Genomic DNA, 20,382 nt, shown 5'->3' on the forward strand with positions numbered 1-20,382 from the left:
AAGGTAAGCCTCAATATTTGAGATCGTCAAGTTTTATGGCGTAAGGTGGCTCACATGCCTGGAACACCGAGCGTCGACAAGGCCCGGCTCATGGAGCTGCTCGCGGTGTCGCTCCGTGCCTACTACGGGGACTTCACGGAGGCGGCGGCGAGCGAGAACCTCACCGCGAGCCAGGGCAAGACGCTGAGCGTGCTGCGCCAGGGGCCCGCCGCGATGCGGGTCCTCGCCAGGACGCTGTCCTGCGACGCATCGAACATGACCGGGATCATCGACCGCCTGGAGAAGCGCGGCCTGGTCCACCGGGAGCCGAGCCCCACCGACCGCCGCGTCAAGAACGTCGTCCTCACCCCCGAGGGCGAGCGGGCCGTCGACGCGATCCGCGCGAACATGCACGCCACGCTGGCGGGCCTCGACGCACTGGACGCCACCGAGCGCGCCACCCTCCACGACCTGCTGAGCCGCACCTTCGAGGCGGCGACCGCCGAGAGCTAGGACCCCTTAGCCGCCGGTCACGCCCGCGGGTAGCGGGCCAGCCAGCCCGGCGAGGAGAGCGCGGGACCGTGCAGCGCGGGCCCCTGGGTCATCTCCATGGCGAAGTCGTCCGCGATCTCCAGGACGGTGGGGCGGCCCTCCAGCTCCGTGAGCCACCCCGGCGGCAGCGCGGTCTCCCCGTGCAGCGCGCCGAGCAGCGCCCCGCACAGCGCACCGCAGGCCGCCGAAGCCCCGCCGTGGTTCACGGCGAGCCGCAGCCCGTGCCGGATGTCCTCGCACACCAGCGCGGAGTACACGGCGGCGGCCAGCACGCCCTCGGCCGTCCCGTCCGCGACGAGCTCCTCCACACGCGCCGGGGTGGGCATGCCCTGCCGCACGGCGCCCAGCGCGTGCCGGAGCGCGTCCGTGACGGGCTGGTGCCCCGGGCGGGCGGCGAGGAGGGCGAGGCACCGCTGGATCGCGCCGTCCAGGGACTCCCCGCGGGCGAGCCCGTGCACGATCACCGTGTGGGCGCCCGCCGCGAGGTAGGCGGTGGGGTGGCCGTGCGTCTGGGTGGCGCACTCGACGGCGAGCTGCAGCACGAGCTGCGGCTCCCAGCCGACGAGAAGGCCGAAGGGCGCGGACCTGACGGCGGCCTCCGCGCCGCGCTCGGCGGGGTTCTTCGGGGCGTCGAGGGTGCCCATCACGTCGTCGCCGAGCCCCACCAGGCAGGCGCGGGACGGGTTGCGCCGCGAGTACAGCCACTCCTCGCGGGCCAGCCAGCCGTCCTCCTTGCGCCGCTCGTCCGGGCCCCAGTCGCTCTGGGTCGCGGCCCAGCGGCGGTAGGCGCGGTGCAGGTCGGTCGGCGGGTGCCAGGCGCCGGTGTCGCGGCGCACCTGGGCGCGTATGAGTCCGTCGACGGTGAAGAGGGTGAGCTGGGTGACCGCGGTCACGGCGCCGCGTCTGCCGTGCGCGGGGGCGGGCTCGGCGAGGCCCTCGGCTCCGTGCTCCCCGCGTATCTCTTCGAGCGACAACCCGTCGACGGGCGCCCCCAGGGCGTCGCCGACGGCGGCCCCGAGGAGCGTGCCGCGCACGCGGCTGCGGAAGTCCTGCTGCTCGGCGCGGCCCCAGACGCCGGTGGCTGCTGCGGTGCCCATGCGGGCCCCCCTCCGTGCAGTGACTTGCCTCGACGCGCCTCGGCCGATTGCGACTTTGCAGCACTGTAATCGACTGGGAACGATCGGTTCAGGCACCAAGTGGTATGCGAAGAGTCGTCCCTGAGGTCGCTTTTGAACGACGTTCACGGGAGCTTCGCAGTCGCTACGAAATCACCGGTTCCTGCGGGCCCGGGAGGGCGTTCCCGGCGGCCCACGGCCCCGGTCAGACCGTGTCCGCCCCCACCATCCGCTGCCGCTGCTCCCGCGCCCACCCGTACTCCGGGTCGAGGCGCAGCGCCTCGTCCAGCGATGCCACGGCCTCCTCCTCGCGGCCCAGGGCCTCCAGGGACAGGGACCTGCTGCCCCACGCCCAGGTGTGGCCGGGATCCAGGGCGAGGGCGGCGTCGTAGGCCGCGACGGCCTCCTCGTGGTGGCACGCGAAGCGCAGGATGTCGCCCCGGTCGCTGAGGGCGCCCGGCGCGTCCGGGGCCGCTTCGTGGGCGCGGTCGAGGTCGTCGAGGGCGCCCCGCAGGTCGCCGAGCGCCTGCCTGACGCGCGCCCTGCGCAGCAGCGCCCAGGGGTAGTCGGGCCACAGGTCGATCGCCCGGTCCAGGTCGTCCAGGGCCTCGCGGGGGCGGCCGAGCACGAACTTGGCCTGGCCGCGGCTGCCCAGCGTCAGCGGTTCCCGCGGGTCGAGGGCGTGTGCGCGGTCCAGCCAGGGCAGGGCCTCCTCCGGGCGGCCCATGCGCCGGTACGTCTCGCCGCGGTCCCGCGCCACCCACTCCGCGCCGGGCGCCACCTCGTCGGCCGCCGCCAGGTGACGCAGCGCCGTCTCGAACTCGCCGAGGGCCCGGTGGGTGACGGCGAGGCCGTGGTGGCCCCACGAGTCGCCGGGGTCGATGGCGATGGCGCGCTCGTGGTCGGTGAGGGCCTCGCGCAGCCTGCCGAGGTGGAAGAGCCGCAGGCCGTGCGCGTTGTGCGCGGCCACCCGGTCGGCGTCGTCGAGCCCGGCGCGGGAGAGGAGGAGCTCAAGCACCCGCAGGGCGCCGAGCGCCTCGTCGGCAAGCGTGTCGCGGAGGTCGTCGGACCAGGCCCGCAGGTGGTCCGCCTCCGTGTCATCGGCGGCGTCCGCCACCGCCCGCGCCCACTCGCGGGCCACCGCCGTGTCGAAACGGCACGCATCGATTCCCGCACGCAGCACGCCGGGGAGTGCGGCACGCGGTCCGGCGCAGAGGGAGTGGTACAGCTCGTCGACACACAGGGCGCGCCACTCCGCGTGCATCCAGGGGCGGCCCGGCGCGCCCCTGAGCTCCTCCTCCAGCGCCTCGCGCCGCCGCCCGTACAGCTCGGCGAGGCGGGTGTGGCCCGCGCTCCACAGGGCGGGCGCGGTGTTGCGGCGCAGGCGCAGCATCGGGGCGCGTACGACGTCGTGGTAGCGGGCGGTGCCTCGGCGGTCGGGCCGGACGAACGGCATGGTGCGCAGCCATGCGTACAGCTCCGCCGGGCCGTCGCCACCGCTCTCCACATCGACGCCTCGGCCCAGGGCGGCTCCCACGATCTCCTCGTCGAGGCGCCTGGGCAGCGCGCAGTCCAGGGCGGCCGCGCGCCGCGCCGGGTCCTGCTCGGCCTTCAGGAACCGCTCCACGGCGGTGGCGCTCGGGTCGCCGACGTCGTCCGGGGCCGTGGGGCCGGTCTCGGCGAGGGTGGAGACGAGCACGGGCAGCCGCCCGGAGAGCCGCAGGACCTCCGCGATCACCGGCTCGTCGACGACGCCCTTGGCCGCGAGCAGGCCGCGCGCCTCGGTCTCCGTGAAGGGGCGCAGCGGCAGTTCGGCGGCGAAGTCCGCGGCGCCGTCCCAGCGGACGGGGTCGAGGGGGCGCTGTCCGGCGGTCACCACCACGGTGTTGGCGGGCAGTTCGCCGTACCGGTCCGTCGTCATCACGTCGTGCAGCCAGCGGTCCAGGAACGGTGCCGTCCGCTCGTACGTGTCGAAGAGCAGCACCAGCCACGGCGCGGCGTCGGCGGCCCCGCCCAGCTCGTCCAGGAGCACGGGGGTCAGCGCGCGCTCGGGTTCCAGGGCGAGGCGGGCGTCCTCGGGGCTGCGGAAGCGGGCCCGCAGCCGGTCCGCGCCCAGGGCGACCCGGTCCGTGTCGACGACGCCGGAGAGGGCGCCGACGACCGGCACCAGGCCGAGCCCGACGACACCGGCGCGGGCCACCGCCACGCTGCCCGCCGACGGCACCTCCGGCTCGGGGGCGCGGGCGGCGGCCGCGACGGCCTCGTGGATGCGTTGCCGGTGCGCGGCGAGTGCGCGGTCCAGCGGCTTCATCGCCCTGCCCTGTTGCGCGTACTGCGCGGCGATCTCGCCGAGCGCCCCGGGGAGGTCCGGGACCCCGTCGTCCACATAGGCGACGAAAGCCCCGCACTCCGCGGCGAGTTGTCCCATTTCGCGCACGAGCGAGGTCTTGCCGACCCCTGCCGGGCCGTGCACGTGGAAGAGGAAGCGGTGCCGGTCGTCCTCGGGCGACACCGCAAAGTTCTCCCTGAACAAACGGAGTTCCTCACGACGGCCCACGAAGGCCGCCCGCCGCCTGCGCCGGATGAGCTCCTGCATGGACACCTTCAGCCGCGCCATCGGCCCCTCCCGCATCCCGTGGACCTCCAGTCTGGCGCAAGGGATGAGCCAGATCGAGGCCGATATCAGGTGAACGGGAACCGAGTTGGGACATAAGTGCGTGTGCACCACAGAAGTCTCTGCGGTGTACAACCTTCTCCGCGGAACGATCGTCTTCCTACATGACCACACAAATTCCCCCACAGGAGGAACAGTGCGCCGCAGTCTCATCACCGCCGTGGCAGTCGCCTCGCTCACGGCACCGATCGCCCTGGCGACCGCCGGTTCCGCGGCGGCCGCGCCCACCCCGCCGAAGGCCCCCGTCACCGACTTCAACCACGACGGTTACGCGGACCTCGCCATATCGGCCCCGGGCGGCTCCGGCGGCAACGCCCCCGGCAGCGTCTCGATCGTGTACGGCTCGGCGAACGGCCCCGACCAGACGCACGCCGTCACCATCAGCCGCGCCACGCCCGGCGTACCCGGCTCCGCCGAGGACGGCGGCCACTTCGGCAACACCACGGCCGCGGCCGACCTCGACGGCGACGGCTACACCGACCTCGTCGTCAACGGCGGCCCGAAGGCCGTCGTCCTCTGGGGCTCCGCCCAGGGCCTCTCCGGCGAGGGCAGCACCGAGCTGGCCTCGAACGGCGCGCGCGTCACCGCCGGTGACTTCAACGGCGACGGCAAGCGGGACCTGGTCACGGCCGAGTACCCGGAGCCCGAGGACCCGATGGACAACGACGACGCGGGCATGACCATCTCGTACGGCCCGTTCAAGCGCGACGGCAAGGCCGCGAGCACCCAGCAGGTCGTCACCAGCCAGACCTTCGGCCCCGGCGACTTCGTCGTGGGCGACGTGACCGGCGACGGCGTCGACGACATCGTCACCAGCCACGGCTTCGAGGAGATGGCCCACAAGAGCCAGCTCTGGAAGGGCGGCAAGAACGGGGTGGCCACCACCTCGCAGAAGCTCGCGCCCTCCCTCGGCGGCGCGGTCGCGGACATCGACGGCGACGGCTACGGCGACTTCGTCACCCGCGACATCGGCACCAGCTTCGAGGACATGCCCTACCAGAAGGGCACCGTCCTCGTCCGCTACGGCTCGGCGTCCGGCCTCTCGGACCGCTCCACGAAGATCACCGCGGACACCGCGGGCGTGCCCGGCGTCGGTGAGGACGGCGACGAGTTCGGCTCCGCCATCAGCGCGGGCGACGTGAACGGCGACGGCTTCGCGGACGTGGCCGTCGGCGTCCCCGGCGAGGACATCGGCTCCACCGCCGACGCGGGCAGCGTCGTCCTCCTCAAGGGCTCCCGCTCCGGCCTGACCGGCACCGGCGCCCAGGCGTTCGACCAGTCCACGGCCGGTGTCCCCGGCGCCTCGGAGAAGGGCGACAAGTTCGGCGGCACGGTCCTGCTCTCGGACACCAACAAGGACGGCAAGGCCGACCTGACGGTGGGCGCGCCCGGCGAGGACGGCACCTACGCCGACTCCGGCGCCGTCTGGCACCTGCGCGGCTCCGCGAGCGGCCTGACCACCACCGGCATCACCTCGTTCGGCCCGGCCGCGGTCGGCGCCCCGGAGAAGGACGCGCGCTTCGGCGACTTCCTGGCGAAGTAGTTCCGCCAAGGGGGGCCGGGCGTACTGCCCGGCCCCTTCGTCGTGTCCCGGCCGTCCCGGCCGTCCCGGCTGCCCTAGCTGTCCAGCACCGGCAGCAGCTCCGGCAGGTGCCCGTCCGAGGCCGCCGCCGCCCGCTGCCGCTCCCGCGGCACCTCGCCGTACAGCGTCGTGCGCGGCCTCGCGGGCCGCCCCGCCGCGTCCGCGATGGCGATCAGGTCCTCGATGGACCGGTAGGAGCCGTAACTGGAGCCCGCCATGCGGGAGATGGTCTCCTCCATCAGCGTCCCGCCCAGGTCGTTCGCACCGGACCTGAGCATCTCGGCGGCGCCCTCCTGGCCCAGCTTCACCCAACTGGTCTGGATGTTGGGGATGTGCGGGTGGAGCAGCACGCGCGCCATGGCCGTGACGGCCCGGTTGTCGCGGGTGGTCGGGCCCGGCCGGGCGATGCCCGCGAGGTAGACGGGCGCGTTGGTGTGGATGAACGGCAGCGTCACGAACTCCGTGAAGCCCTCGACACCCTTGGCCACCGCTTCCCGCTGTATCCCGGCCAGCGTGCGGAAGTGGCCGAGCCAGTGCCTGGGCTGGTCCACGTGCCCGTACATCATCGTGGAGCTCGACCGGATGCCGAGCTCGTGCGCGGTCGTGATCACCTCGGTCCAGGTGGCCGTCGGCAGCTTCCCCTTGGTGAGGATCCAGCGCACCTCGTCGTCGAGGATCTCGGCGGCCGTCCCGGGGATGGAGTCGAGCCCCGCCTCCTTGGCGGCGGTGAGCCACTCGCGGATGGAGAGCCCGGTCCTGGTCGCGCCGTTGACGACCTCCATCGGCGAGAACGCGTGCACGTGCATGCCCGGCACGCGCTCCTTCACGGCCCGCGCGATGTCGAAGTAGGCGGTGCCCGGCAGGTCGGGGTGGATGCCGCCCTGCATGCACACCTCGACGGCGCCGACGTCCCAGGCCTGCGCGGCCCGGTCGGCGACCTGGTCCAGCGAGAGGGTGTAGGCGTCGGCGTCGGTCCTGCGCTGTGCGAAGGCGCAGAAGCGGCAGCCGGTGTAACAGACGTTGGTGAAGTTGATGTTGCGCGTCACGATGTACGTGACGTCGTCGCCGTTGACCGTCTTGCGGATGTCGTCGGCGACCGAGCAGAGCGCGTCGAGCGCGGGCCCGTCGGCGTGCAGCAGGGCGAGCGCCTCGTCGTCGGTGAGCTTCGTCGGGTCGTCGGCGGCCTGCTTGAGGGCGGCGCGCACGTCGCCGTCGATGCGGGACGGCACCATGCCGGGCGCTGCTTGCTCGCGCAGCGCCTCCCAGTCGCCGTACACCTCGTCGAAGTCGTCGCGCCGGTCCGATGTGCGGCCGGTGGTGTCGATGGTGGCGTGCAGGTCCGTGCGGCCGGAGGAGGCCACGTACCCCTCGTCGGGCTCCTGCCAGGGGTGGCCCTCGACCACCGCGTCGGGGCGGGCGAGGCCGGTGTCGGGGTCGGCGAGGGCCCGCAGGTGCGGCAGGAGGCGCGGGTCGAGCCAGGGCTCGCCGCGCCGCACGAACTCCGGATAGACGCAGAGCCGTTCGGCGAGCCGGAAGCCCGCGTCCGCCGACCGCCCGGCGAGCTCGTCCAGCTGCGGCCAGGGCTTCTCGGGGTTGACGTGGTCGATCGTCACCGGGGATACGCCGCCCCAGTCGTCGATGCCCGCGCCGATGAGCCGCTCGTACTCCCCCGCGATGAGGTTCGGCGGCGCCTGGATGTTGCCCGAGGGGCCCATGATGTGCCGGGCGACGGCGATCGTGGCGACCAGGTCGTCGATCTCGGCGTCGGGCATGCCGCGCATCGCCGTGTCCGGCTTGGCGCGGAAGTTCTGGATGATCAGCTCCTGGACGCCGTGGTACGAACGCGCCACCCGGCGCAGCGCGAACAGCGCGTCGGCCCGCTCCTCGTACGTCTCGCCGATCCCGATGAGCAGCCCGCTGGTGAACGGCACCGAGGAACGCCCCGCGTCCTCCAGGACCCGCAGCCGGACGGCGGGCTCCTTGTCGGGCGAGCCGTAGTGCGGCATGCCCGGCTCGCTCCACAGCCGCTCGGAGGTGGTCTCCAGCATCATGCCCATGGAGGGCGCGACGGGCTTGAGCCGCTGGAAGTCCGTCCACGTCAGGACGCCCGGGTTGAGGTGCGGCAGGAGGCCCGTCTCCTCCAGGATCCGGATGGAGATGGCGCGGACGTACGCGATGGTGTCGTCGTACCCCTCCGCCTCCAGCCACTCCCGTGCCTCGGGCCACCGGTCCTCCGGCTTGTCGCCGAGCGTGATCAGGGCTTCCTTGCAGCCGAGTTCCGCGCCGCGCCGGGCGATGTCGAGGACCTCGTCCGGGGACATGAACATGCCGTGGCCGTCCCGGCGCAGCTTGCCGGGCACGGTCACGAAGGTGCAGTAGTGGCACTTGTCACGGCAGAGCCGGGTGAGCGGGATGAACACGCTCTTCGAGTACGTGATGACGCCCGGCCGCCCCGCGGCCTCCAGCCCCGCGTCACGCACCCGGGCCGCGGAGGTGGTGAGGTCGTCGAGGTCGTCGCCGCGCGCCTGCAGCAGGACCGCGGCCTCGGCCACGTCGAGCGCGACGCCGTCCCTGGCCCTCCTGAGCGCGCGCCGCATGGCGTTCGCGGTGGGTCGTCCGGCCTCTGGGGGCTGCGCGCTGTTGGTCATGTCTCCGAGCATACGAGCGAGAACACCTGCCTCTTACAGATACTTCCGCCCCTTCCGCCTGTGCAAAAGCGGGCGCACGTCATGGCGTCACGAAGTCACGTACCGCCCGAGCCCGTCGAGCGCCGCGCACACCTCCGCATCCCCGGCCGGCGGCAGCTGCACGATCACCTCGTCCACCCCCAGCTCCCCGTAGTGCGCGAGCTTGCCCGGATCCGGCTCGACGGCCGTCACCGCCACATACAGCTCGTCCGCCCCGCGCCCCGCGTCCGCCCACGCCGACCTGAGCACCGGCAGCGCCTCGCTCAGACCGCTGCCGCCGACCGGCATCCAGCCGTCCGCGTACTCCGCGACATGCGCGAAGAGGCCTGGCCCCGCCGCGCCGCCGATGAGCGTGCGCGGCCCGAACAGCGGCCCCTTCGCCAGCCGTTTCCGGGGCGCCCGCCACGGCTTCGGATGGACCTCGCTCGTCCGTACCCCGCCGAACTCCCCCTCGTACGCCTTCGGATGGTCCGCCCACAGCGCCCGCATGACCGCCATCCTGTCCCGCACGACCGCCCGGCGCCGCGGCCACGGGACGCCGTGGTCCTCGGCCTCCTCGCGGTTCCAGCCATAGCCGATGCCGAGGGTGACGCGGCCGCCGGAGAGGTGGTCGAGGGTCGCGATCTGCTTGGCGAGGTCGATGGGGTCGTGCTGGGCGATCAGCGCGATGTTCGTGCCGAGGGCGATGCGTTCGGTGACGGCGGCGGCCTGGGCCAGGGCGATGAACGGGCTGAGCATGCGGGCGCACTCGGGCGGCAGTTCACCGCCCGGATAGGGGGTTTCGCGGGGCACCGGGATGTGGGTGTGCTCGGGGAGATAGAGACCGGCGAAGCCGCGCCGCTCCAGTTCCTGGGCCAGGCGTACCGGAGTGATCGTCCTGTCGGTCATGTAGAGCGTCGCGGAGATGCGCACGGGTCCCTCCGAGCGTGTTCGGTGCGGGCCGGTTGTCGGCGCGGGACACTCTTCCTATCCCTGGAAAGTCGGTTGGTCCATGCCCGTGCGCCGATTAGCGTGACGCGCGTGAACAGACGACGGCAGAAGAAGCTGACCCCGCGCCTGGTGTTCGCCGCCTCGCAGGGCGAGACGGCCGCCGTCAGGGCGCTGCTGCGGTCCGGGCTCGACCCGGAGCTGCCGGACGCCGACGGCACCACCGCCCTGTATGCCGCATCGGTGCACGGAGCGGCCGACACGGTGCGGGTCCTGCTGCGCGCGGGAGCGCTGCCGAACACCGAGAGCCGCTTCGTCACCGAGGGCACCCCCCTGTGCGGAGCCGCGGCCTGGGGCCACGTCGACACGGTCCGCGTGCTCCTCGCCCACGGCGCCGACCCGGACCTGCGCGAGGACCTCGGCGAGGGACACACACCGCTGTGGTGGGCGCGCAACGGAGCGCCGGGACCGCACCAGGAGACGGAGGCCGCGCTGCTGGCGGCGGGCGCGCAGGGGTGACGTAACCCTTCGGTTGTCCTAGCATGCGCGCCAGATCCGGACACTTCCGGGACATTTGGGGGTTTCGCCATGCGCCTGCGACTCGCGACCGCTCTCCTTCTCGTCGCCGCCCTGTTCGGCGGGGCCGCGCCCGCCGCGTCGTACGCGGCCGCACCACCGTCCGCCGTCGCGCAGCACCACGGGCCCGGTGCGTCGGCGCTCGCCGGGGCCGGGCAGACCGCGCAGAAGGGGCAGACCGGGCAGGCCGCGCAGACGGCACAGGACGCGCAGTCCGCACAGTCCGGCAAGAAGAAAAAGAAGCACAAGAAGTCGAAGGGCGGCGTCATCGGGCTGATCGTCGTCCTCATCCTGGTGGTCGTCGTGCTCCTCGTGCTCCTCGCGGTGCGCCGCGCCCGCAAGGCACGCAAGAACCACTGACCCGCCCCACCGCGCGGCCACCGCGCGTAAGTCCGTCAATCTTCTTCCCTTGCCGCACAGTTCACGACTCAATACCAGGGTTGCACGCACCACCCATGTCACCGTCGACACGACACCCTGGGGAGCCGCAGCATGTGCGAGGACGTACACCACCCGAACGGCCCGAACCGGCGCGGACTGTTCGTGACGGGGGCCGCCGCCGCGATTACGTTGGGCAGCGTGAGCTTCGCCAGCGGCGCCGAGCGGCGCGCTCCCGCCCGGGATCGGGCGCCGGGGAGCACGGAGACGAGAACGGTGCGCGGGACGCTGCCCACCGGGTCGCCCGACTTCGTGTACCTGCCGGTCGAAGTCCCCGACGGGGTGAGCGAGTTCCGCGCCGTCTACAGCTACCAGAAGCCGACCGTGCCGCCCGGCACCCAGGGCAACGCCCTCGACATCGGCGTCTTCGACGAGCGCGGCACGGAGCTCGGCGGCAAGGGCTTCCGCGGCTGGTCCGGCGGCGCCCGCACCGAGTTCTTCATCCGCGCCGACGAGGCGACGCCCGGCTACATCCCGGGCCGGGTCCGCGAGGGCACCTGGCACATCGCCCTCGGCCCGTACACGGTCGCCCCCGAGGGCCTCCCCTACGAGGTGACGATCACCCTCACCTACGGGGCGCCCGGCAAGACCCCCAAGCCGACCTACCCGCCCGAGCGCGCGAAGGGCCGCGGCCGCGCCTGGTACCGCGGCGACTGCCACCTCCACTCCGTGCACTCCGACGGCAAGCGCACCCTCGCCGAGATCGCCGCCCTTGCCCGTGAGGCGGGCCTCGACTTCATCAACAGCTCGGAGCACAACACGCACTCCGCGCACCCCCACTGGGCCGAGCACGCGGGCGGCGACCTCCTGATCATGCTCGGCGAGGAGGTGACGACCAGGAACGGACACGTCGTCGCCCTCGGCGTGGACCCCGGCACGTTCATCGACTGGCGCTACCGCGCACGCGACAACCGCTTCGGCAGGTACGCGCGGAAGGTCAGGGACGCGGGCGGCCTGGTCGTCCCCGCCCACCCGCACGCGACCTGCGTCGGCTGCAACTGGAAGTTCGGCTTCGGCGACGCGGACGTCATCGAGGCGTGGAACGGCGCCTACACGCCGGACGACGAGATCGCCCTCGCCGACTGGGACAGCCAGCTCGTCGCCTCGGTCCGCGGCGACCGGCCGTGGATCCCCGCCATGGGCAACAGCGACGCGCACCGCGACCCCGACCGCATCGGCGGCCCGCAGACCGTCGTCCTCGCCGACGACCTGACCCGCGAGGCCATCCAGGACGGCATCCGGCGCGGCCGCTCCTACGTCGCCGAGTCCAAGTCCGTGGAGCTCGCCTTCTCGGCGGCGGGCGGCAGGGGCAAACACGCGGGCATCGGCGGCCGCCTCGACGTCGACCGCGACGACCCCGTCACGGTCCGCCTCGACGTCAAGGGCGCACCGGGCTGCACGGCCCGCTTCGTCACCGACCAGGGCGTCCTGCACACCGGCCCCGCCCTGCCGGAGTCCGGCGAGGGCACGCTGGAGTGGCGCACGACGGCTTCGTACGCCGCCTACGTACGGGCGGAGGTACGCCACGCCCCCGTGGTGACCGGCCTGCCGGGCCCGCTCACCGCCTTCACCAACCCCATCTTCCTGGGCCGCCGATGAGCTGAGCCGACGGACAGCCGCTTCCCCGCCCGGGGCGGGGAAGCGGCCCCGCGGCACTCCCTCACCCCGGCCAGACGAGGGACTGCAGTTCGCTGTACGCGTGCAAGGCGTACGAGCCGACGTCCCGGCCCACTCCGCTCTTCTTGAAGCCGCCGAACGGCGCCTCCATGTTCCGGGCGATCGTGTTCACGCCGACGCCGCCCGACCGGAGCCTGCGGGCCACCCGGAAGGCGCGGGCGACGTCGCCCGACCACACGTAGTCGATCAGGCCGTAGTCGCTGTCGTCGGCGAGGGCGACCGCCGTGTCCTCGGCCTCCTCGGGGCTGTCCGCGTCGAAGGGGACCACGACCACCACCGGGCCGAAGATCTCCTCGCGGACCACCCGCATGTCGTGCGTGCAGTCGGCGAGGAGGGTCGGAGCGACGTAGAAGCCCTTGTCCGACGCCGGGCGTTCGCCGCCCACCACGACCCGCGCCCCCTCCTTGCGCCCCTCCTCCACGAACGCCTCGATGCGGTCGCGGTGCGCCGCCGAGATCACCGGGCCGACGACCGTGCCCCGCTCGGCCGGATCGCCGACCTTCAAGTGTCCGGCGTACCCGGCGAGCTTCTCCACCAGCGCCTCGTACACGCCCCGTTGGACGATGACGCGGGTCGGCGCCGTACAGATCTGCCCGCTGTAGAAGGAGAACGTGGTGCCGATGCCCGCCACCGCCGCATCCAGGTCGGCGTCGTCCAGGACGATCGCCGCGCCCTTCCCGCCCAGCTCCATCAGCTGCCGCTTCATGTCGCGGCCGCACACCTCGCCGATGCGCTGCCCGACGGCCGTCGATCCGGTGAAGCTCACCATGTCGACGTCGGGGGAGGCGACGGCCGCCTCGCCGACCGCCGAGTCCGTGCCGGAGACGACGTTGACCACGCCGGGCGGGACGCCCGCCTCCTCCAGCGCCGCCGCCATCCCGTACACCGACAGCGGGTCCTGCGGTGCGGGCTTCACGACCACCGTGTTGCCCATGGCGAGAGCGGGCGCGACCTTGCCCGCGGGGTTCGCCCAGGGGTTGTTGTACGAGGTGATGCAGGTGACGACACCGACCGGTCTGCGCACGGCGAGCGCCCCCACGACGCCCGCCCTCCCCATGGGGCCCGCCTCGTGGATCTGCGGCGGGAGCGCCGCCTCCACCGGCTCCAGCGCCCCCTTCGCGTACCGCTCGAAGCGCGCCACGGCCACCGCCACCTGCATCCCGCGCGCCGTCGCCGTCGTGGCGCCGCTCTCGGCCCGCGCGAGTTCGGCGTGCGCCGCGAAGTCGCGCCGCAGGATCGAGGCGGCACGGGACAGGATCCCGGCACGCTCCTCAGGCGTCGTGCGCGACCAGCCCGCGAAGGCGGCACGGGCCGCCGACGCCGCCGCGTGGACCTGCTCGCCGCTCGCCTCGGGCGCGAGCCCGACGACGTCCTCGGTGGCCGGGTTCACCACCTCGTAGTGCCCACCGTCCGGCTCGACCCACTCACCGCCGATGAACAGCCGCCGGGCCGCGCTCACTTGGTGCTCACCGTCCTGGTGTCGCGCCCCGACCGCAGGATCTTCCCCGGCACGGCGCCCGTCACCACGTCCTCGCGGATCGCCTCGACGCCGTTGACCCAGACCGCGTCGATGCCGATCGCCTTGGAGTCCAGACGCGGGCTGTCGCCCGGCAGGTCGTGTACGAGGGTGGCCTTGCCCGCGTCGATGCGCTCGGGGTCGAAGAGGACGAGGTCGGCGTGGTACCCCTCGGCGATCCGCCCCCGCTCGCGCAGCCCGAACAGCCGGGCCGGATCATCGGTCAGCATCTTCACGGCCTGCTCCAGACCCACCAGCTTCCGCCCGCGCAGACAGTCCCCGATGAACCGGGTCGTGTACGGGGCCCCGCACATCCGGTCCAGATGCGCCCCGGCGTCCGAGCCGCCCAGCATGACGTCCTCGTGCTGCCAGGTCTCGGCGCGCAGGGCCCACGAGTCCGGGTCGTTGTCGGTGGGCATCGGCCACAGCACGGTCCGCATCTCGTCGTTGGCGCAGATCTCGACGATGCAGTGGAACGGCTCCTGCCCCCGCTCGGCGGCGATGTCCCCGACCACCCGCCCGGTAAGCCCTTCGTTGGCGACGGAATAGGTATCGCCAATGACATACCGATCAAAGCGAGCAAGCCGCCGAAAGACCCCCGCTTCCTTGCTCCCGGCCCGCCGCAGCATCTCCTCCCGCACCGCCGGGTCGCGCAGCTTCGCGATCCGCTCGGGCACGGGCAGGCCGAGGACGTCGCCCCAGCCCGGGATGAGGTTGAGGGCGCAGAACGTGCCGAGCGACATGTTCATCGGCGTGAGGATCGGCATCGTGAGCGCGACGATGCGGCCACCGGCCTTGCGGGCGCGCTCACTGGCCACGAGCTGGCGCGGCACGCGCTCGGGGACGGCGGCGTCGATGGTGAGGACGTTCCAGTTGAGGGGCCGCCCGGCCGCCGCGCTCATCTCCACGAACAGATCGATTTCGTCGTCACTGAACTGATCGAGACACCCTGCGACGATCGCCTCGATCTGCGTCCCCTCGTGCTCGGCGACGGCACGGCTGAGCGCGAGCAGCTCCGCGGGCCGCGCGTGCCGTGACGCGACGGGCTGCCCGTCGCCGTCCGAGTGGGTGGAGGACTGGGTGGTGGAGAGCCCCCAGGCCCCCGCGTCCATCGCCTCGTGGAAGAGGCGCAACATCGCGTCCAACTGCTCAGTGGACGGCTGCCCGCCCACGGCGTCCTCACCCATCACATACCGCCGCAGCGCACAGTGCCCCACCATGAACCCCGCGTTGACGGCGACCCGCCCCTCCAGGGCGTCCAGATACTCCCCGAACGAACTCCAGGACCAGGGCGCGCCCTCTTCCAACGCCACCAGCGACATGCCCTCGACCTTCGACATCATCCGCCGCGTGTAGTCGGCGTCGCCGGGCCGGTCGGGGTGGAGCGGGGCGAGCGTGAACCCGCAGTTGCCGCCCGCGACGGTGGTCACGCCGTGGTTGAGGGAGGGCGTCGCGTACGGATCCCAGAAGAGCTGGGCGTCGTAGTGCGTATGCGGATCGACGAACCCGGGCGTGAGAACCCGCCCCCGGGCATCCTCGCTGCTCCGGCTCTCCTCGCCGACGGTACCCGGCTCGGCGACGACGGCAATGCGCCCGTCCCGCAGCCCGACATCGGCGACCCGAGCGGGCCCACCGGTCCCGTCGACGACGGTCGCGCCTTTGATGAGGTGGTCGAGCATGACGACGAGTTCCCCTTCCGAGGCAGACAGAAGATGTGTTCCAGCCCGTCCGGCGCTTGAGGACGAGCCCGAAGGGCGATGGATGGGGGTCCGGGGGCAGGCCCCCGCGACAGCAACCAAACACCGCCCACCGTCCGGCAGGACCCCGGCTTCCCGTCCGGGAGGGGGAAGCCGGGGTGGCTCAGAGGTTCACGCCCCGGCCGCCTGCCGGAAACGCGTCGTGCGATGCACGGGATCCGTGTCGATCTTCGGAATCACATGCTCACCGATCAGCTTGATCGTGTTCTTCGTGTCCTCGGGCGAGATCCCGATCGGCAGCCCGAAGCTGAGCTGGTCCGCCCCGGCCTGCTCCCACCGCTTGCACTGCGTGAGCACCTCGTCCGGGTCGCCGCAGATCATCAGTTCCTCGGCGATGAGCAGCTCGATGAGCTCCTCGGTGTACTCGGGGAGCAGCTCGGGCCACTCGGGGATGCCCTCGGGCCGCGGGAACGTGTCGTGGTAGCGGAAGAGCAGCGACTGGAGGTAGTTGAGGCCACCGCTGACCGCGATCTCGACCGCCTTCTTGTGCGTCTCCGCGCAGATCGCCGTGGACGTCACCATGACGTTGTCGTTGACGAAGTCGCCGATCGCCTGTGCCTCCTTGACGGCCGTCTTGTACGACTCGACGACCCACTCCATGTCGGAGACCTTCTGCACGCTGAAGCCGAGGACCCCGAGCCCCTTCTTGCCCGCCATGGCGTACGAGGAGGGGGACCCGGCGGCGTACCACATGGCCGGGTGCGACGTCCCGTACGGCTTGGGCAGGATCTTGCGGGGCGGCAGCGACCAGTGCTTGCCCTGGAAGCCGACGTACTCGTCCTGCAGCCACATCTTGGGGAACTCGGCGATGGTCTCTTCCCAGAGTTCCTTGGTGTGGTTCATGTCCGTGATGCCCGGCATGAAGCCGAGGATCTCGTGCGAACCGGCGCCGCGCCCCGTGCCGAACTCGAAGCGCCCTTCGGAGAGATGGTCGAGCATCGCGACCTTCTCCGCCACCTTCACCGGGTGGTTGACGGGCGCGAGCGGGTTGAAGATGCCCGAGCCGAGGTGGATGCGGTCGGTGGCGTGTGCGAGGTATCCGAGGAAGACGTCGTTCGCGGAGAGGTGCGAGTACTCCTCCAGGAAGTGGTGCTCGGAGGCCCAGGCGTACTTGAAGCCGGACTTGTCCGCCTGGATGACGTACTCGGTCTCCTCGATGAGCGCCTTGTGCTCCGCTTCGGGGTCGACCTTGGCCCGCGCGGCGGGCACGTATCCCTGTACAAAGAGACCGAATTCCAAGGGAGGTTCACCGTCCTCGTGAGGTTCTGACGGTTTCTGACGACCCGTCAGATCGTGATGCGTCGAACTGTTCCACCGGGTCGCCGGAGCGTCAATAGCTGACGCAACGTCAGGTGATCCGGAGCGCGCTCGGACGGCACTCAGACCACGCTCACCCCCGCGAGCCATCCCCCGTCGATGACGAACGGCTGCCCCGTGATGTACGCCGAGTCGTCCCCGGTCAGGAACAGCGCCAGGGCCGCCACCTCCTGCGGCTGCCCGATCCGCCCGAGCGGCACGAGCTTCTTGTACAGCTCCGCGACCGCCTCCTTCGCCGCCACCGGGTCGGCGTCCGGGTCGAGCAGCGCGGGGTTGGTCATCGGGGTGTCGACCGCCCCCGGGCACACGGCGTTCACGCGGACGTTCCGCCCCGCGAGCTCCAGGGCGGCGACCCGGGTGAGGCCGAGGATGGCGTGCTTGGTCGCGGCGTACGCACCCACGTACGCCATGCCCGTCAGGGCCGTGTAGGAGGCGGTGTTCACGATCGTGCCGCCGCCAGCCGCGCCTATCTCGGGGGCGACGGTGCGGATACCCAGGAAGCAGCCGATCTGGTTGACCCGGATGATCTGCTCGAACTCCTCCAACGGCGTGCTGCACAGCTCGTTGAACCGCAGGATCCCCGCATTGTTGACGAGCCCGTCGACCTTCCCGAAGGCGTCCTTGGCGGCGGCCGTCGCGACCTGCCAGTCGGCTTCCACGCCGACGTCGAGGTGGACGTACTTCGCCGACTCCTCCCCCAGCTCCGCGGCGAGCGCCTCGCCCTGCTCGTCGAGCACGTCGGCGACGACGACGCGGGCGCCCTCCGCCACGAAGAGGCGCGCCTCCTGCTCGCCCTGTCCGCGTGCGCCGCCGGTCACGATGACGACGCGGCCGTCCAGCTTGCCCATGGCGTACTCCCTGCTCTCGGCACGATCGGCACTGGTATCTGGTCACTGACCTCTGACCTCTGCTCGCTGCTCGCTACTCGCTACTCGTTGAGGTGCGGGGCCACGTCCGCCGCGAACGCCGCCATCTGGTCGGTGAGTTCGCTGCGGCTCCGGCTGCGGAAGCGCACCTGGATCTGGTCGACGCCCATCGCCCCGTACGCGCGCAGGGACTCGGCGACGGCGTCCGGCTTCCCGGTGATCGTGCGGCGCCCCACGGACCAGCCGGGCTGACCGACGTACAGCGCCTCGGTGATCGCGCCGACGACGAGGCGCTCCTCGATCCCCGCCTCCTCCCGCAACCGCCCCAGCCGCGCGATCTGCGCGGGCAGCTTGTGGCGCGGGTCGCCCTGCGGCAGCCAGCCGTCGGCGCGGGTCGCGGCGCGGCGCACGGCGGCGGGCGAGGAGCCGCCGACCCAGAGGGGGACGTGACGCTGGGCCGGGCGGGGCAGCTGCCCCAGGTCCTTGAAGTCGAAGCGCTCGCCCCGGTGTTCGGGATACTCCTCGGGGCCGAGGGCCGCCTTCAGCGCGTCGACGGTCTCGTCGAGGATCGGCCCGCGCCGCGCGAAGTCCACGCCGAGCACCTCGAACTCCTCCTCCACGTGCCCCGCCCCGACCCCGAGGATCAACCGGCCGCCGCTGAGCCGGTCGAGGGTCGCGTACTGCTTGGCAGAGAGGAGAGGGTGGCGCAGGCCCACGATGGCGACGTGGCTCATCAGCCGGACGTTCTCGGTGACGGCGGCGAGGTGGGCGAGAGTGGCCACGGGGTCGTACCAGACCGTGCTCATGGCGTCGGCGAGGCGGCGCGGGATGGCGACGTGGTCGCAGCTCGCGATGTAGGCGAAGCCGGTGCGGTCGGCGGTGCGGGCGATCTCGACGAGGTCGTCGGGGCCCGCGGCCGCCTCCCAGGGCTCGGCGTAGAGGGAACTCTGAGACTGAACGGGCAGCTGCATCCCATAGACGACCCGCCCTATGGGAAACGCCACCCCCGGACCACCACTCACGGCCCACCCACCTCTCTCCGACGTACATCTACATCTGACGGAACGTCACATCTACGGACGGACACATAGTCGTAGCTGACGCCCCGTCAGACAAGGGGCAGGGAGGGAGGAGAGCCCGGGGAAACCGCCCGCCCCTGCCTGCGCTGGACGTCGCGGGGCAAACGGGCGGGCGGGTGGGAGACATCCGCCGCGAAGCGGCGGCCCTGTTCGAGCCGAAGGAGGGCGACAGGGAGAAGCCCCCGCCCACGCCCGGGCGCCGGGCGGGCTACACGCCGGGCCAGAGGCCAGCCTTCGTCAGACCCAGCAGCTCAATCGCATTGCCCCGCACGATGCGGTCCACGACATCGGGTGCCAGATGCCCCATCTGCGCCTCGCCGACCTCCCGCGACTTGGGCCACGTGGAGTCGGAGTGCGGGTAGTCCGTCTCGTACAGGACGTTCCCGACCCCGATGGATTCGAGGTTCCGCAGGCCGAACGCGTCGTCGAAGAAGCAGCCGAAGACGTGCTCGGCGAAGAGCTCGGACGGCGGGCGCGTGACCTTGTCGGCGACGCCGCCCCAGCCGCGGTTCTCCTCCCACACGACGTCCGCGCGCTCCAGGATGTACGGGATCCAGCCGATCTGGCCCTCCGCGTACATGACCTTCAGATTCGGGAAGCGCTCGAACTTGCCGCTCATCAGCCAGTCGACCATCGAGAAGCAGCAGTTGGCGAAGGTGATGGTGGAGCCGACGGCGGGCGGCGCGTCCGCCGAGGTCGACGGCATCTTGCTGGACGAGCCGATGTGCATGGCGACGACCGTGCCGGTCTCGTCGCAGGCGCGCAGGAAGGGGTCCCACGCGTCGGTGTGGACGGACGGCAGGCCGAGGTGGGGCGGAATCTCCGAGAAGGCGACCGCGCGCACCCCGCGCGCGGCATTGCGCCGCACCTCCGCGGCGGCGAGCTCGGGATCCCAGAGCGGGATGAGGGTGAGCGGTATGAGGCGGCCGCCCGCCTCGGGCCCACACCATTCCTCCACCATCCAGTCGTTGTACGCACGTACCGAGAGGAGCCCGAGGTCCCGGTCCTTGGCCTCCGTGAACGTCTGCCCGCAGAAGCGCGGGAAGGTGGGGAAGCAGAGGGCGGACTGGACGTGGTTCACGTCCATGTCGGCGAGCCGGTCGGGCACGCTGAACGATCCCGGCCGCATCTGCTCGTACGTGATCACCTCCAGTTTGATCTCGTCCCTGTCGTAGCCGACTGACGTGTCGAGGCGGGTGAGCGGGCGGTGCAGATCCTCGTAGATCCACCAGTCCCCAATGGGTCCGTCTTCGCCCTTTTCCCCCATTACCGGGGCGAACTTGCCCCCCAGGAAGGACATTTCCCTCAGGGGTGCGCGGACGATCCTGGGGCCGCGGTCCTGGTACTTGGACGGGAGCCGGTCCGTCCAGACGTTGGGGGGTTCGACCGTGTGGTCGTCCACCGAGATGATCTTCGGGAAGGTCTCCGGGCTCTCCATGGTCTCCATGGAGCCCACGGTAGCGCCGATCTGACGACCCGTCAGCTAGTCGTGCGCGGACGAATGGCGGGCGAATGCCGGGCGGCGGAGGGGCGGCCGGAGGTGTGACGCGGGGGCTGCGTGCGCCGGTCGTGGCGGGAAAGCGATGCGGAAGGTCGTGCGAGGACCCTGTGAGAGCCGTCTCGCACGGCTGACGCATCCC

General features: G+C 72.1%; 15 protein-coding genes. 5 read left to right on the plus strand and 10 right to left on the minus strand.

What is annotated here, in order from left to right:
- The first annotated feature begins 54 nt into the window (after nt 1–54).
- On the plus strand, nt 55–492 hold the full coding sequence (locus AC068B_RS17525) for a MarR family winged helix-turn-helix transcriptional regulator (RefSeq protein WP_478672411.1): 438 nt from the start codon (nt 55–57) through the stop codon (nt 490–492).
- Between the two features lie 17 nt (nt 493–509).
- Here the strand turns inward: AC068B_RS17525 and AC068B_RS17530 are convergent, their stop codons facing one another.
- Nucleotides 510–1,628: an ADP-ribosylglycohydrolase family protein gene (locus tag AC068B_RS17530; protein ID WP_478672412.1), complete on the minus strand. Its 1,119-nt coding sequence runs from the start codon at nt 1,626–1,628 to the stop codon at nt 510–512.
- Between the two features lie 223 nt (nt 1,629–1,851).
- On the minus strand, nt 1,852–4,242 hold the full coding sequence (locus AC068B_RS17535) for a tetratricopeptide repeat protein (RefSeq protein WP_478672413.1): 2,391 nt from the start codon (nt 4,240–4,242) through the stop codon (nt 1,852–1,854).
- Between the two features lie 214 nt (nt 4,243–4,456).
- On the opposite strand from AC068B_RS17535, the gene AC068B_RS17540 reads away from it, so the two are divergent.
- Nucleotides 4,457–5,863, plus strand: a complete 1,407-nt coding sequence (locus AC068B_RS17540) for an FG-GAP-like repeat-containing protein (RefSeq protein WP_478672414.1) — start codon at nt 4,457–4,459, stop codon at nt 5,861–5,863.
- 74 nt (nt 5,864–5,937) lie between these two features.
- Here the strand turns inward: AC068B_RS17540 and AC068B_RS17545 are convergent, their stop codons facing one another.
- Both AC068B_RS17545 and AC068B_RS17550 read right to left on the minus strand, forming a co-directional pair.
- A complete protein-coding gene (locus AC068B_RS17545) occupies nt 5,938–8,550 on the minus strand; it encodes a bifunctional FO biosynthesis protein CofGH (RefSeq protein ID WP_478672415.1) in 2,613 nt (870 codons plus the stop codon).
- Between the two features lie 87 nt (nt 8,551–8,637).
- Nucleotides 8,638–9,501, minus strand: a complete 864-nt coding sequence (locus AC068B_RS17550; protein ID WP_478672416.1) for a TIGR03619 family F420-dependent LLM class oxidoreductase — start codon at nt 9,499–9,501, stop codon at nt 8,638–8,640.
- 108 nt (nt 9,502–9,609) lie between these two features.
- On the opposite strand from AC068B_RS17550, the gene AC068B_RS17555 reads away from it, so the two are divergent.
- The 3 genes from AC068B_RS17555 to AC068B_RS17565 all read left to right on the plus strand — a co-directional run bounded on the left by AC068B_RS17555 (nt 9,610) and on the right by AC068B_RS17565 (nt 12,129).
- The gene (locus AC068B_RS17555) at nt 9,610–10,035 is read left to right on the plus strand and encodes an ankyrin repeat domain-containing protein (RefSeq protein WP_478672417.1); all 426 of its coding nucleotides are present in this window, start codon (nt 9,610–9,612) and stop codon (nt 10,033–10,035) included.
- Nucleotides 10,036–10,104: 69 nt separating this feature from the next.
- Nucleotides 10,105–10,452 carry a hypothetical protein gene (locus tag AC068B_RS17560; RefSeq protein WP_478672418.1) on the plus strand — a complete coding sequence of 116 codons (348 nt, stop codon included), beginning with the start codon at nt 10,105–10,107 and terminating at the stop codon, nt 10,450–10,452.
- Nucleotides 10,453–10,584: 132 nt separating this feature from the next.
- Nucleotides 10,585–12,129, plus strand: coding sequence for a CehA/McbA family metallohydrolase (locus tag AC068B_RS17565; protein WP_478672419.1), 1,545 nt, complete (start codon nt 10,585–10,587; stop codon nt 12,127–12,129).
- Between the two features lie 61 nt (nt 12,130–12,190).
- Here the strand turns inward: AC068B_RS17565 and AC068B_RS17570 are convergent, their stop codons facing one another.
- The 6 genes from AC068B_RS17570 to AC068B_RS17595 all read right to left on the minus strand — a co-directional run bounded on the left by AC068B_RS17570 (nt 12,191) and on the right by AC068B_RS17595 (nt 20,180).
- A complete protein-coding gene (locus AC068B_RS17570; protein WP_478672420.1) occupies nt 12,191–13,666 on the minus strand; it encodes an aldehyde dehydrogenase family protein in 1,476 nt (491 codons plus the stop codon).
- The gene (locus AC068B_RS17575) at nt 13,663–15,402 is read right to left on the minus strand and encodes an N-acyl-D-amino-acid deacylase family protein (protein WP_478672421.1); all 1,740 of its coding nucleotides are present in this window, start codon (nt 15,400–15,402) and stop codon (nt 13,663–13,665) included. Before AC068B_RS17575 ends, AC068B_RS17570 begins: the two co-directional genes overlap by 4 nt.
- A gap of 189 nt (nt 15,403–15,591) precedes the next feature.
- Complete coding sequence (locus AC068B_RS17580; RefSeq protein WP_478672423.1) at nt 15,592–16,719, minus strand: LLM class flavin-dependent oxidoreductase; 1,128 nt, start codon at nt 16,717–16,719, stop codon at nt 15,592–15,594.
- Between the two features lie 140 nt (nt 16,720–16,859).
- Nucleotides 16,860–17,645 carry an SDR family NAD(P)-dependent oxidoreductase gene (locus tag AC068B_RS17585; protein WP_478672424.1) on the minus strand — a complete coding sequence of 262 codons (786 nt, stop codon included), beginning with the start codon at nt 17,643–17,645 and terminating at the stop codon, nt 16,860–16,862.
- 80 nt (nt 17,646–17,725) lie between these two features.
- Nucleotides 17,726–18,634 carry a TIGR03619 family F420-dependent LLM class oxidoreductase gene (locus AC068B_RS17590; RefSeq protein ID WP_478672425.1) on the minus strand — a complete coding sequence of 303 codons (909 nt, stop codon included), beginning with the start codon at nt 18,632–18,634 and terminating at the stop codon, nt 17,726–17,728.
- Between the two features lie 316 nt (nt 18,635–18,950).
- Nucleotides 18,951–20,180, minus strand: a complete 1,230-nt coding sequence (locus tag AC068B_RS17595) for an amidohydrolase family protein (protein WP_478672724.1) — start codon at nt 20,178–20,180, stop codon at nt 18,951–18,953.
- Nucleotides 20,181–20,382: the final 202 nt, after the last annotated feature.

The sequence above is a fragment of the Streptomyces sp. NPDC042371 genome, from assembly GCF_056437465.1.